The 13,915-nt window shown below is 66.3% G+C and carries 12 protein-coding genes; 5 read left to right on the forward strand and 7 right to left on the reverse strand.

The features are described from left to right. Positions 1-86: 86 nt before the first annotated feature. The gene (locus tag ABNP31_RS24065; RefSeq protein WP_025340901.1) at positions 87-806 is read left to right on the forward strand and encodes a 16S rRNA (uracil(1498)-N(3))-methyltransferase; all 720 of its coding nucleotides are present in this window, start codon (positions 87-89) and stop codon (positions 804-806) included. Here the strand turns inward: ABNP31_RS24065 and trhA are convergent, their stop codons facing one another. From trhA to ABNP31_RS24100, 7 genes are all read right to left on the reverse strand, one after another. Next, the gene (gene trhA / locus ABNP31_RS24070; protein WP_013974522.1) at positions 807-1,424 is read right to left on the reverse strand and encodes a PAQR family membrane homeostasis protein TrhA; all 618 of its coding nucleotides are present in this window, start codon (positions 1,422-1,424) and stop codon (positions 807-809) included. It abuts the gene before it with no gap. Positions 1,425-1,582: 158 nt separating this feature from the next. Next, positions 1,583-2,056 (reverse strand): chemotaxis protein CheW, encoded by a 474-nt coding sequence (locus ABNP31_RS24075; RefSeq protein WP_039612487.1) that lies wholly within the window; start codon positions 2,054-2,056, stop codon positions 1,583-1,585. Further along, positions 2,049-7,001: a hybrid sensor histidine kinase/response regulator gene (locus ABNP31_RS24080; protein ID WP_238067014.1), complete on the reverse strand. Its 4,953-nt coding sequence runs from the start codon at positions 6,999-7,001 to the stop codon at positions 2,049-2,051. The genes ABNP31_RS24075 and ABNP31_RS24080 overlap by 8 nt, the downstream gene beginning before the upstream one ends. 48 nt (positions 7,002-7,049) lie before the next feature. Then, a complete protein-coding gene (locus ABNP31_RS24085; RefSeq protein ID WP_025340904.1) occupies positions 7,050-9,104 on the reverse strand; it encodes a methyl-accepting chemotaxis protein in 2,055 nt (684 codons plus the stop codon). An 11-nt stretch (positions 9,105-9,115) separates the two neighbouring features. After that, positions 9,116-9,670, reverse strand: coding sequence for a chemotaxis protein CheW (locus tag ABNP31_RS24090; protein WP_025340905.1), 555 nt, complete (start codon positions 9,668-9,670; stop codon positions 9,116-9,118). Continuing rightward, positions 9,667-10,032: a twitching motility response regulator PilH gene (pilH, locus tag ABNP31_RS24095; protein WP_025340906.1), complete on the reverse strand. Its 366-nt coding sequence runs from the start codon at positions 10,030-10,032 to the stop codon at positions 9,667-9,669. Before pilH ends, ABNP31_RS24090 begins: the two co-directional genes overlap by 4 nt. 47 nt (positions 10,033-10,079) lie before the next feature. After that, on the reverse strand, positions 10,080-10,481 hold the full coding sequence (locus ABNP31_RS24100) for a response regulator (protein WP_003257770.1): 402 nt from the start codon (positions 10,479-10,481) through the stop codon (positions 10,080-10,082). A gap of 297 nt (positions 10,482-10,778) precedes the next feature. On the opposite strand from ABNP31_RS24100, the gene gshB reads away from it, so the two are divergent. The 4 genes from gshB (at position 10,779) to ruvX (ending at position 13,907) form a co-directional block, all read left to right on the forward strand. Continuing rightward, positions 10,779-11,732: a glutathione synthase gene (gene gshB / locus ABNP31_RS24105; protein ID WP_085663498.1), complete on the forward strand. Its 954-nt coding sequence runs from the start codon at positions 10,779-10,781 to the stop codon at positions 11,730-11,732. A 91-nt stretch (positions 11,733-11,823) separates the two neighbouring features. Further along, the gene (locus tag ABNP31_RS24110) at positions 11,824-12,729 is read left to right on the forward strand and encodes an energy transducer TonB (protein WP_075046591.1); all 906 of its coding nucleotides are present in this window, start codon (positions 11,824-11,826) and stop codon (positions 12,727-12,729) included. A gap of 171 nt (positions 12,730-12,900) precedes the next feature. Beyond that, a complete protein-coding gene (locus ABNP31_RS24115; RefSeq protein ID WP_015272081.1) occupies positions 12,901-13,470 on the forward strand; it encodes a YqgE/AlgH family protein in 570 nt (189 codons plus the stop codon). Next, the gene (ruvX, locus tag ABNP31_RS24120; RefSeq protein ID WP_013974530.1) at positions 13,470-13,907 is read left to right on the forward strand and encodes a Holliday junction resolvase RuvX; all 438 of its coding nucleotides are present in this window, start codon (positions 13,470-13,472) and stop codon (positions 13,905-13,907) included. The genes ABNP31_RS24115 and ruvX overlap by 1 nt, the downstream gene beginning before the upstream one ends. Positions 13,908-13,915: the final 8 nt, after the last annotated feature.

Genomic DNA, 13,915 nt, shown 5'->3' on the forward strand with positions numbered 1-13,915 from the left:
CGAATGCAATAGTGGAGTCACCGCCGCATTCGCGGGTGAACCCGCTCCCACAGGGACCACCTTCTCCCTTTAGCTTGAGCTCAACCATGAGACTGTCCCGCTTTTTCATCGACGCCCCCCTGAGCCTTGGCGAGCATGACCTGCCCGAAGCCCAGGCCCACTATATCGGCCGCGTTCTGCGCATGGCCCCCGGCGACGCCGTGCAGCTGTTCGACGGCAGTGGCCAGGAATACCGCGGCCAGTTGCTCGAAGTGGGCAAGAAAACCGTGCGCGTCAGCCTCGACCAGGCCCTCGCCGGCCAAGCCGATTCACCACTGCACGTGCACCTCGGCCAAGGCCTGTCCCGTGGCGAGCGCATGGACTGGGCGATCCAGAAAGCCACCGAGCTGGGCGCCAACGAAATCACCCCGATCGTCAGCGAACGCTGCGAAGTCCGGCTGAAGGACGAGCGCGCCGACAAGCGCCTGGCCCACTGGCGTCAGGTGGCGATCAGCGCCTGCGAACAATGCGGCCGCTCGACCTTGCCGGTCATCCACCCACCAGTGACCCTGGCCGAGTGGCTGAACAGTGCCAAGGCCGAGCTGAAACTGGTCCTGCACCCGGTGGCCGAACCACTCACCAGCCATGCCAAGCCGGCCACCCTGGCCTTCCTGATCGGCCCCGAAGGCGGCCTGAGCGAAGCGGAGGTCGACCAGGCCAAAGCTGCCGGTTTCCACGCCGCACGCCTCGGCCCACGCGTGCTGCGCACCGAAACCGCACCGGTGGTGGCACTGTCGGTGGCACAGCAACTGTGGGGCGACTTTTAACTAACGCACGTAGAACGACACCGCCACGAAGTGCATGAGGCTGCCGGCGATCACGAACAGGTGCCAGATGCCATGCCAGTGGCGGAATCGGCTGTCGAAGGCGAAGAAGATGATGCCGACGGTGTAGAACACCCCGCCGGCGGCCAGCCAGGCAAAGCCTGCGCTGCCGAGCGAGTGCAGCAATGGCTTGACCGCCACCAGCACGATCCAGCCCATCACCGCATAGATGATGATCGACAGGATGCGCGCCTCGGATCGCGGCTTGATCTCCTGCAGCATGCCGATCACCGCCAGCCCCCAGACCACCCCGAACAGGCTCCAGCCCCAGGGCCCGCGCAGGCTGACCAGGCAGAACGGCGTGTAGCTGCCGGCGATCAGCAGGTAGATCGACAGGTGATCGAGCTTGCGCATGATCACCTTCGCCCGCCCGCGAGTGCTGTGGTACAGGGTAGAAATGCTGTACAGCAACAGCAAGGTGCTGCCGTAGATGGAGAAACTGACGATCTTCCACGGGTCGCCCTGCAGGCCCGCGACCACGATCAGCCAGATGGCACCGATACAGGCCAGGACAGCACCGACCAGGTGGGTCCAGGCGTTGAAGCGTTCACCGTAGTACATGCAAACACAGACCTCCTGAGGTGGGCTGGGTTCCTGTTTCCTTCTGTTCCGGCCTCTTCGCGGGTAAACCCGCTCCCACAGGGATCCCACGATACCTGCGGGTGGCGCCCTACCTGTGGGAGCGGGTTTACCCGCGAAGAGGCCCTGTGCCTTGCATCCTACCCAAGCTCAGGTTGCAGTTCCGCGTCACGCACCAGCCGTTCCAGCCCGACCAGGTCCGGCACCCGTGCCACCTGCTCACCCACCTGCACCGCCGCCAGCTCCAGGCGGCCCAGCGCCACGTCCACGTAGTTCAGCTGGCTGTCGAGCTTGCACGAGCGCGGTATGTCCTGCAGCAACAACGCCAGGTAACGAAGGCCGGTATCACCCAGAGCATTGAGCACCACCACGCGGGCCCGCTCGCCGCAGGGTGTCTCACCACCGCACGCGGCTTCGAAGCCGATCAGCGGCAGGCGCTGCTGGCGCCAGTCGATCCAGCCCAGGTGCCAGGCCGGCTCGCCGCGTTGGCACACCAGGTTGCGCTGGCCACTCAGTTCGGCCACCGCCACGTTGGGCAACACCAGGGTACGGTCGCCCAACGGCAGCAAAAGCCCGGTCAGGCTGCTGCGCTGGCCGGCGATCAGTTCAAGCATGGGGCTGGCTCCAGTGGGCAATGCTCTGCAACAGGACCGACTCCTGGTACGGCTTGCCCAGGTATTCGTTGACGCCGATGGCCATGGCACGGTCGCGGTGCTTCTGCCCGGTGCGCGAGGTGATCATGATGATCGGCAAGTCTTTCAGCCGCTCGTCACGGCGGATGCGTGTGGCCACCTCGAAGCCGTCCATGCGCGGCATCTCGATGTCCAGCAGCAACACATCGGGGCGGTGTTCTTCCAGCAGTGCCATGGCATCGACCCCGTCCTTGGCCGTCAGCACACTCATGCCGTGGCGCTCCAGCAGGCGGCTGGTGACCTTGCGCACGGTCACCGAATCGTCCACCACCATTACCAGCAACGCCCGCCGTGGCGCCGGGCCGAACACCTGGCGCCGGGCCGCACCGCCGCCCGGCAGGCGCGCCAGGCGCCGCTGCTGGCCACGCAACTGGCCCAGCAGGTCGAGAATCAGTACCACCCGGCCATCGCCCAGCAGCGTCGCCCCCGACAACCCGGCAACCGCGGCAAACTGCGGCCCCAGGCTCTTCACCACGATCTCGCGGCTGGGCGACAGGCTGTCGGCCTGGATGGCGAACGACTGCTCCTGGGAATGCACCAGCAGCACCGGCAGCGGCACGCTCTGCCCGAGCAATGCCGGGCGTGGCATGCCCTGCAGCAGCTCACCCAGGTAGCGCAGCTCGTATTCGTGGCCGGCGTACACATAACGCGGGGCGTCCAGCTGGTAGCACGCCGCCAGTTCGGCCGGCGGCACGCGAACGATGCCCTCGATGGTGTTCAGCGGAATGGCGTACTGCTCTTCGCCCAGGTGCACCATCAGCGCACGGTTGACCGACACGGTGAACGGCAGGCGGATCAGGAAGCGCGCGCCCTTGCCCTGGGCCGACTCGATACTCATCGAGCCACCCAGTTGCTTGACCTCTTCGTGTACCACATCCATGCCCAGGCCACGCCCGGAAATCTGGGTGATCTTCTCGGCAGTGGAAAAGCCCGGGCGCAGGATGAACTGGAGGATCTCGTGATCGCTCAATTGCGCCTGCGGGTCCAGCAGACCGCGCTTGATGGCCTTGCGGCGCACCGCTTCCAGTGGCACGCCGGCACCGTCGTCGGTCATTTCGATGACGATGTCCGCGCCTTCGTGCAGCAGATTCAGGTGAATGGTGCCCTGCTCCGGCTTGCCGGCGGCCAGGCGCATTTCGCGGCTTTCCAGGCCATGGTCGACGGCGTTGCGCAGCATGTGCTCCAGCGGCGCCACCATACGTTCGAGCACGCTGCGGTCCAGTTCGCCCTCGGCATTGCCCACCACCAGCTCCACCTGCTTGCCCAGTTCGCTGGCCACCTGCCGTACCACGCGCTGCAAGCGCGGCACCAGGCGCTCGAAGGGCACCATCAGGGTCGCGGTCAGGCCTTCCTGCAACTGACTGTTCACCCGCGCCTGCTGCTGCAGCAGGCTGTAGGCTTCCTGGGCGCGCTGTGCCAGGGTTTCCTTGAGGTCGAGCAAGTCCGAGGCAGACTCGAACAGGGCCCGCGACAGCTGCTGCAGTTGCGAGTGGCGGTCCATTTCCAGCGGGTCGAAGTCGTCATAGGCATCGCCTTCGAACTGCTGCCGGCTGGACATCCGCCCTTGGGTCTCGATATCCAGGCGCAGCAACTGGTCGCGCATGCGTTCGAGGGTGGTTTCCATCTCGTTGAGGGTGAACTGCGCATCGTTGACCTGCTGCTCGATGCGCCCACGGATGATCGAGTGCTCACCGGCCAGGTTGCCCAGGTCGTCGAGCAGCTCGGCATCGACCTTCACCATGTCGCCCGGCGCCCGCTCCGGCGCCGCCGCCGGCGCCTCACTGGTCGCGGCCTCGACCGGCCCCTGGCCGGCGGCGCTGTCGGCCAGGGCCGAGAAGCTGAAGTTGCGGATGTAGTCGATCAGCGCGGTGGCGGCATGCAACGGCTGCCCCAGGCGCACGGCATCCAGCATGTGCGCCAGGCGGTCATGGCAGTTCTGCAGCAAGGCGAACAGTGGCGCGCTCGGCGGCATACGGCCAGCGGCCAGCAGCTCGTAGAGAAACTCCAGCTCGTGGGCCAGGTCGCCGATCGGCGCAATTTCGACCATGCGCGCCACACCCTTGAGGGTGTGCAGGTCGCGCATCAGGTTGTCCACCTCGACACTGTTGCGCGGGTCGGCCTGCCAGCGCGCCAGGGCTGCGGCGGCACTCTCGACGATGTCCGAGCTTTCTTCGAGGAAGACTTCCAGCAGCTCTTCGCCTGGGCTTTCCGGCTCTTCGATCAGCGGCTCGGCCACAGCCGGCAGCAAAGGGTTGTGCGCCGGCCCCAGGCCAAGGGTATCGGCCAGGTCCATGTCCGGGTGCAGTGGCGTGACCGTGTCGATGCCCACCAGGCCAGTGGCCTCCGGTGCCAGAGCCTGGCCCAGCAGGTTGCGCAGGCTGTCGACCAGCTCCGGCCTTGGCGGGATGTCCTGCCCGGCCGCCACTTCGTCGAGCATGTCCAGCAGGGCTTCATGGGCCCGCTGCACGTGGGCGAAGAAGCGCGCATCGGCGGGCAGGCTGCCCTCCTCCACGGCGCCGTACAGGTCGAGCAAGGCCTCGCACACGTCATCCATCTGCCACAGGTCGGCCAGATGCGCGGCGTGGCCCAGGGTGGTCAGTTCGTCGAGCAGGGTGTCCAGCGCATCGCGCTGGCCGGGCTGTTCCTGCCAGCGCGACAGCAACGACTCGGCATCCAGCAGGATATCCATGGCCTGGGCCAGGAAACTGGCGATCAACTGCGGGTCGCGCTTGCTGCGCCGCGCATGCTGCGGGTCGTCATGCAAGCTGGCCAGGTGCGCGTCCACCGCCTGGCCGACCTGCTCGATCAGCTCCGCGGCACCGGGGATGGCCGCCAGCGGCGTGCTGTCGAGTTGCGCCAGGCCCAGGTGGAACAGCGAGCGAGCAGCTTCCAGCCATTCGATCTCGGCCATTTGCAGGGGCAGTTGGTGGCCCTTGTATTCACGAGCCAGGCGGTCGAAGGCGGTGGCCAGTTCGGCGACCGGCATCACCCCGGCCATGGCGGCACTGCCCTTGAGCGTATGCAGGGCGCGCTGCAGGCCATCGCTGACCTGCGTATCGTGGCCGTCGGCGCCCTGCAGGAAAGCATCCAGGCTGGCCAGGTGGCCCTGCGCCTCGCTGCGGAAGATGTCGAGCAATTGCGGGTCGAGGCCGTCGATGTCGGCCGCCACCGGGGCATCGTTTTCGGCCAGGGCATGCAGGTGCCCGGCCAGCTGCTCGATTTCCGTCAGTTGTGGCAGCTGGCCGGCGGCAAAGTCGGCCAGCAGGTCGGGCAGGTAGACGAATGCCTGCTGCAGGGCCACCACGCCTTCCGGGCTGAGCACGCTGCGGCCCTCGAGTACCCGGTTCAGCAGGTGCTCGGCGCCCCAGGCCAGCTCGGCCACCGCCTCGGCATGCACCATGCGGCCGCTGCCCTTGAGCGTATGCAAGGCGCGGCGCACTTCTCCCAGTGCCTCGCGCTGCTGGTTGTCGGCACGCCAGCGCAGCCAGTGGCGCTCGATTTCGGGCAGCAGTTCACCGGCCTCGTCGAGAAACACTTCACGCAACTCGTCATCGATGCCATCAGCGCTGCCATCGTGGCCCGCGGTGGCCTCGACCAGCGCGCAGTGCACACCCAGCGTCGCCAGGCTGGCGCGCGCCATGTCGATGAAGGGCTGGCCATCCGCCAATGGGTCCGCCACCCGCCATTGCAGGTAGCATTCGGCAGCGCTCAGGGCCTCGGCCAGGTGCGTCAGCTCATCGGCTGGCGGCTCCACTTCCAGGTGCTGCAGCCAACGCTGCACATAGCTGGCGCAACCGGCAAACAGCTCGGCCACGGCCGGCAGCATCAACATCGCCAGCGCACCGCGAATCTGCTGCAACAGCCCAGGCAAGGGTTGCAGGCGTTGCCGCGGCCAGCCGGACTCCAGGCAATCGCCGATCAGGTCCTTGGCCTGCTGCAGCACGTTCAGCGACTCGTTCAACACCAGCTGGCGGATTTCGGCCAGGTCCGAGCCAGGCAGGCCGCCCTGGCCGTTTTCCTCCAGCGGGCCGACCATGCCATTGAGCGTGGCCTCCACGTACAGCAGGGCCCCCGCTACATCCATCAACACCGCGTCGTCCACGGCCCGCTCGCCCTGGGCCAGGGCCTGCAACGCCAGCACCTGGTCGATGATCACCCGGCGTGGCTGCTGGAAGCCAAGCACCGCCAGGGTGTCGGCCACGTGGCGCAGCGGTGCCAGCAGGGCATCGAGCTGCTCGCTGTGCTGGCGGTCACTGCGTACGAACTGGTCCAGGCGCTCCTTGATGCGCATCAGGTCGTCGCACAGCGCGGTCACCACCGAGCGCAGGGCATCGCGGCCCGGCCCGGCCTGCAACTGCTCGCGCCAGTTGCCCAGCGACAGGTCGAGGTTGGCCAGGTCGTCGGCACCGGCAAAGCGTTGGGTGGCGCCGCTGATCAGGCTGGCCTGGGCCAACGGCTCCTCGCCACGGCAGGCACGCAGTTGGTTGAGCAGCGGCAGCATCACCAGTGGCAGGTCGTGGCGGGCGCCGCGCAGGCGCTCCAGATACGACGGCAATTGCTCCAGGCCGCGGAACAACGCGCCCAGGCAATCACCGCGGGGGCTGACCTGGCCATCGGCCAGGGCCCTGGCGAACAGCTCCAGTTCTTCAGCCAGGCGCGTGGCGCCGCGCAGTTCGAGCATGCGCAGGCAGCCGTGCACCTGGTGCAGGTTGTCGACCACGAATGCCAGCATCGACAGGTCGCCAGGCTCGCCGGCAAAGCGCTCCAGCGCCTGGCGCGCCTGGCCCAGGCAGTCGAGGATGGCGGCCTTGGTCCAGGCCAGCGCCACTGTGTCGTGGCGCTCGGGGCTTACAGCTGCTACAGCCATGGGCACTCCTCGGCGCGGCTTTTCAGTAGAGCTCATCAGTAGGGCTATTCACTTGGGCTCTGCTGGTGGCGGCAGGGTGAACCCGGACACCGAACGGCGCATCTCGCTGGCCATGCGTGCCAGGTGGCGGATGCTGTCGGCGGTGGCACCGGAGCCGGCGGAGGTCTGCGCGGTAATCTGCTGGATGACTGCCATGGTGTGGGAGATCTGCCCGGCAGACGAAGTCTGCAGCTGGGCGGCATCGGAGATGCTGTGGATAAGGTCGGCGAGGTTCTGCGATACGCCTTCGATCTCGGCCAGCGCCACCCCGGCATCCTGGGCCAGGCGGGCACCGCGGACCACTTCGGCGGTGGTCTGCTCCATGGAGATGACCGCCTCGTTGGTGTCGGCCTGGATGGTCCGTACCAGCGCTTCGATCTGCCGGGTGGCCGACGACGAGCGCTCGGCCAGGCGCTGCACTTCGTCGGCGACCACGGCGAACCCACGGCCGGCCTCGCCGGCCAGCGAGGCCTGAATCGCCGCGTTGAGGGCGAGGATGTTGGTCTGGTCGGCAATGTCGTCGATCAGGCTGACGATATCGCCAATTTCCTGGGAAGACTCACCGAGGCGCTTGATCCGTTTGGCGGTGTCCTGGATCTGCTCGCGAATGTTGTCCATGCCGTTGATGGTGTTGTGCACCACCTCGTTGCCCTTGTTGGCGATCGCCACCGAGCGCTCGGCAACCTTGGCCGACTCGTAGGCATGTGCCGAAACCCGGTCGATCGACTCGACCATGTCGCCGACCGCCTCGGATGCCTCGCTGATCTGCTCGGCCTGGTGTTCAGAGGCCTTGGCCAGCTGGCGTGCGGTGTTCTGTGTGTCCTGCACGGCGGCAGCGACCTGCACGGCGCTGTGGTTGATGGTGGCGACCAGGTCGCGCAATTGGTCCACGGAATAGTTGATCGAATCGGCAATGGCGCCGGTGAAGTCTTCGGTCACCGATACGGTCACGGTCAGGTCGCCGTCAGCCAGCTCTTCGATTTCGTCGAGCAGGCGCATGATCGCCTGCTGGTTGCGTTCGTTCTTTTCCGCTGTCTCGCGCAGCTGGCGGTTGGTGGTGCGCACCATGACCAGGCCGATGAGGATGATCGAAGCCAGCGCCAGCAGGCCCAGGACATAGCCGCCGACAGTGTCGAGGGTGCGCCCGCCGGCCAGGTTCTCGAAACCGTTGGCCAGGTGCGAGGCCTCGTCGAGCAGGGTTTGCGACAGGCTGAAGATGTTGCCGGCAGCCTCGCGTACGCGGAACAGTTCTGGTGAGGTTTCGAGGATTTCATCCACCGAGCCGGCAACGAACTGGAACAGCTCGGCAATTTCAGCCAGGCGCGCACGGGCGTCGGCGTCCTCGACACGGGTCACCTGGATCGCCGCGCTGCCACTGAGCATGCCCTCCAGCACCTGGCCGAAGCGCCCGGCATCACGGCCAAAGGCATCCGCCGCCTGGGCCGCGGTGTCGTCACCGGCCAGCACAGTGTTGACCGAGCCGAGGATGCGTTCGGCCAGCAGCAACTGGCGCTGGGCCACGGCCACCTGGCTGGCCGGGGCGCCGCTCTGCAGCAGGATCTCGACCACTTTCTCGTATTCCACCTGCAACTGCGGCACGGTCTCGGCCAGGGTCGCCGCCACCTGGTGCAGCGACAGCACGGTCTGCTCGCTTGCCAGGATGGTATCGGTGTTCTTGCGCAGGTTTTCCCAGTCGCGGCGTACCGCTTCCATCTCGTCACGCACCATGGGCGGCGCGGGTGGCAGGCCGGTGGACTTGTCACCTTCACGCAGGTAGCCCCAACGCCGTTCGAAATCGTTGCGCGCGTCCGACAGCAGCTTGAAGGCCAGGGCCTTGCCGGTGGCGGCTTCGGTGGCGTTCTTGGCGATGCGCTGCGACAGCACCCGCAGTTCGCCGGCGTGGCCGATGTACTGCTTGTCGTAGTTGGACTGGGTGTTCAGGTAGGCAAAGTTGGCGAACAGCAGGATGATCGACAGGATCAGGATCAGGAACAGCACGGTGATCTGCGCGATGCTGCGGGTACGTGGGGTCACGGTGGTGACGGGGGTGGCAGGCTTGTTCACGTTCGCAGGTCCTATAACGCCACATCGAGAAAGCCCGGCGCCTGGGCCAGGGCGAAGGGGCTGAAGATCGCCCAGTTGCGTTCACGCGGGAAGTGCCCCTGCACGAAACGCGCAGCGGCGCGGATCAGGGGCTGTGGTGGCGACAGTTGCAGGCTGTCCAGGGCAAAGTGCTGCAGGCCCAGCACCTCGTCCACCAGCAGGCCGACGAACAGGTCCTCGTGGTCCAGCACCAGCACCCGCCGCTGCTTGCCCGGGGCGGCGTGGCCCAGGCCGAAGAAGCTGCTCAGGTCCATCACCGGCAACAGCCGGCCGCGCAGGTTGGCTACCCCGCACACCCACGGCTGCACGCCGGGGACGCGGCTGCTGCGCGGCTCGCGCAGCACCTCGGCCACCTCGCCCATGGGCGCGACGAACCATTGCCCGGCAATGCGAAAGCCGATGCCGCTCCACTGTTGCAGTCGGTTGTCCTGCGGCGGCTGGTCGGCGACCAGCAGGCGGCAGCGCCGGTCGATGTCCAGCAACAACTCGAAGGCGGTCAGCGACGCGCCCTGCGGGCGGGTGGTCAAGCCCCCAGCACTTCTTTGAGCTTGGCGATCAGCGCGTCCTCTTCCACCGGTTTGGTCAGGAAGTCACGAGCGCCCTGGCGCGTGGCCCAGATACGGTCGGTTTCCTGGTCCTTGGTGGTGACCACGATCACCGGGATGGCGCTGGTTTCCGGGTCCTTGCTGAGCTGGCGGGTGGCCTGGAAGCCGTTCATGCCGGGCATGACGATGTCCATCAGCACCGCGTCGGGCTTGTCCTGCCGGGCCAGGGCCACGCCATCGGCACCGTTGTTGGCCTTGAGCACCTGGTAGCCGTGCTTTTCCAGCCATTCGGTCAATCGGTACATCTCTGTCGGCGAGTCGTCGACAATCAGAACTCGGGCCATGCTGGTTCCCCATCAGGAAAGAAAGACCGTGCCATGGCGGGGCGCGGTCAGGGTGCGTGTTGTTGGGCTGCGGCAAAACCGGGCACGTGGGCGCGGATCGCGTCGAGCAGTTCTTCCTTGCTGAACGGTTTGGTCAGGAACTGGTCGGAGCCGACCACCCGGCCGCGGGCCTTGTCGAACAGGCCGTCACGTGACGACAGCAGAATGACCGGGGTGTCCTTGAAGGCACTGTTGTGCTTGATCACCGCGCAGGTCTGGTAGCCGTCCAGGCGCGGCATCAACACATCGACGAAGATGATGCTGGGCTGGTGGTCGACGATCTTGGCCAGGGCATCGAAGCCATCGCTGGCGGTGATCACCTCGCAGCCCGCTTCACCGAGCAACATCTGCGCGGTGCGGCGGATCGTGCGCGAATCGTCGATCACCATCACCTTCAGGGGTTGTTCCATCACTTGGGCTACCGTCGCTGCTTATGCCGAATTCCTGGGGCCGCTTCGCGCCCCTGTCGCGACGCAAGGCCGCTCCTACAAGGGACCGCAATCTCCTGCAGGAGCGGCCTTGCGTCGCGATAGGGCTGCGCAGCAGCCGCAAAGGCCTGTTGTATAGCGCTATGACTGGCATTTTTAGCACACTCCGGGTGGCCGTTCCATCTGCGGCGCCCCTTGACCGGCGGCGTTCACGGCGCCACCCTGAGCCACTTTTCTTTCGATCCATCGCGGCCACGCGCCGCCAAGAGGAACCACCCCATGAGCGTTCGCCTCGGCATTGTCATGGACCCCATCGCGTCCATCTCCTACAAGAAGGACAGCTCGCTGGCCATGCTGCTGGCCGCCCAGGCACGCGGCTGGAGCCTGTTCTACATGGAACAGCAAGACCTGTACCAAGGCGAAAGCAAGGCACGCGCCCGCATGCGCCCGCTGAAGGTGTTTGCCAACCCGGCACGTTGGTTCGAACTGGGCGACGAACAGGACTGCCCCCTCGCCGAGCTGGATGTGATCCTGATGCGCAAGGACCCACCTTTCGACATGGAGTTTGTCTACAGCACCTACCTGCTGGAGCAGGCCGAGAATGATGGCGTACTGGTGGTCAACCGCCCGCAGAGCCTGCGCGACTGCAACGAGAAGATGTTCGCCACGCTGTTCCCGCAGTGCACCACGCCGACCCTGGTCAGCCGCCGCCCGGACATCATTCGCGAGTTCGCAGCCAAGCATGCCGACGTGATCCTCAAGCCGCTGGATGGCATGGGCGGCACATCGATCTTCCGTCACCGCGCTGGCGACCCCAACCTGTCGGTGATCCTGGAAACCCTGACCGCGCTGGGCACCCAGCAAATCATGGCCCAGGCCTACCTGCCGGCGATCAAGGACGGCGACAAGCGCATCCTGATGATCGACGGCGAGCCGGTGGACTACTGCCTGGCGCGTATCCCGGCCAGCGGCGAAACCCGTGGCAACCTGGCCGCCGGTGGCCGTGGCGAAGCACGCCCGCTGACCGACCGCGACCGCTGGATCGCCGCCCAGGTCGGCCCGACCCTGCGCGAGAAGGGCCTGATGTTCGTGGGCCTGGACGTGATCGGCGACTACCTCACCGAAATCAACGTCACCAGCCCCACCTGCATCCGCGAGATCGATGCCGCCTACAACACCGATATCGGCGGAAAATTGATGGATGCCATTGATCGCCAGCTGAAGGCGCGCTGACCGCCGACGCACGGCAACAACCCAGAGTGGGGTATGATGCGGGTCCTTTTGGCCTGGCCTGCTACCCCGCCCTGCGGTTGCTGGAAACCTGATGACGCTGCCCGCTGACATCCCCGCCGACCTGCTGCCCCCCCGTGTTCGCCCGGTGGACCGGCTCGGCTTTACCCTGTTCCTGGCTGCCTTGGTGCACCTGGCGCTGATCCTCGGCGTCGGCTTCAGCGTGGTCAAGCCTGCCGAAATCCGCCACACCATGGACATCACCCTGGCCACCTTCAAGAGCGAGAAACCGCCGGAGAAGGCCGATTTCCAGGCCCAGGACAACCAGCAGGGCAGCGGCACCCTGGACAAGAAAGCGGTGCCCAAGACCACCGAACTGGCCCCGTTCCAGGACAGCAAGATCAACAAGATCACCCCGCCACCCGCCGCCAAGCCCGAGGTGGTACCGCCCCCTGCCCCGCAGAAGTCGGCGGTAGTGACCACGGCGCCCAAGCCACAGAAGGTCGAGCCCAAGCCCAGGGAAAGCAAGCCGCAGCCCAAGCCGGCAGCCCCGGCACCGGACTTCGACAGCTCGCAGTTGTCCAGCCAGATCGCCAGCCTGGAGGCGGAGCTGTCCAACGAACAGCAGATGTACGCCAAGCGCCCGCGCATCCACCGGCTCAATGCCGCCTCGACCATGCGCGACAAAGGTGCCTGGTACAAGGAAGAGTGGCGCAAGAAGGTCGAGCGGGTGGGCAACCTGAACTACCCCGACGAAGCGCGCCGGCAACAGATCTACGGCAACCTGCGCATGATGGTGTCGATCAACCGCGATGGCTCGCTGTACGAGGTGCTGGTGCTGGAGTCGTCCGGGCAACCGGTGCTGGACCAGGCGGCGCAGCGCATCGTGCGGTTGGCGGCGCCGTTTGCGCCGTTTACCGGGGACCTGGCCGAGTTTGACCGGCTGGAGATCATCCGCACCTGGCGCTTTGCCCGTGGGGACCGTTTGTCCAGTAACTGACCTGCGGCATTACGCGGTCCCTGTGGGAGCGGGTTTACCCGCGAAAGCGTCCGACTAAACGACATCATTGCCTGATCTGGCGCATTCGCGGGTAAACCCGCTCCCACAGGGAACGCGCAAGCCTCGTTACGCACCTTGTCAGCCTCGCCACCTGGCGCCACACTATCCCCCATGAAAACCCTCACGCCGAGCTACCTCAAGCATCAGTTCCTGATCGCCATGCCGCACATGGCCGATCCGAACTTCGCCCAGACCCTCACGTACATCGTCGAGCACAACGCCCATGGCGCCATGGGCCTGGTGGTCAACCGGCCGCAGGAGCTGAACCTGGCCGACATCCTCGAGCAGCTGCGCCCGGACGAAATGCCACCGGCCAGCACCTTGCAGGTGCCAATCTACCAAGGTGGCCCGGTCCAGACCGACCGTGGCTTCGTGCTGCACAGCAGCGAATGCAGTTTCCAGGCCACCGTGGCGCTGGAAGGGCTGTCGCTGACCACCTCGCAGGATATATTGCTTGCCATCGCCGCCGGGGTAGGCCCGAAACAGAGCCTGATCACCCTGGGCTATGCCGGCTGGGAAGCGGGCCAACTGGAAGCGGAGCTTGCCGACAACGCCTGGCTCAACTGCCCGTTCGACCCGGAAATCATCTTCGGCCTGACCAGCGACCTGCGCCTGGAAGCCGCCGCTGCCAGCCTGGGGATCAACCTGAACCTGCTGACCAGCCAGGCGGGCCACGCCTGATGGCCGAACTGCACCCTGAACTGCGTCTGCTGCTGGGCTTCGACTACGGCAGCAAACAGATCGGCGTAGCCGTCGGCCAGGTGGTCACCGGCCAGGCCCGCGAGCTTTGCACCCTGAAGGCACAGAACGGCGTGCCGGACTGGGCCCAGGTGGAAAAGCTGATTGCCGAATGGAAGCCTGACGCCATCGTCGTCGGCCTGCCGCTGAACATGGACGGCACCCCCAGCGAAATGAGCGCCCGCGCAGAAAAGTTCGCCCGCCGCCTGAACGGCCGCTTCAACCTGCCCGTGCACACCCACGACGAACGCCTGACCACCTTCGAGGCCAAGGGCGAGCGCATGGCCCGTGGCGGCCAGCGCGGCAGCTACCGCGACAACCCGGTCGATGCCATCGCCGCCGCCCTGTTGCTGCAAGGCTGGCTGGAGGCCAATACCTGATCATCTTT

This window comes from Pseudomonas asiatica (assembly GCF_040214835.1).
GTDB lineage: Bacteria > Pseudomonadota > Gammaproteobacteria > Pseudomonadales > Pseudomonadaceae > Aquipseudomonas > Aquipseudomonas putida_Z.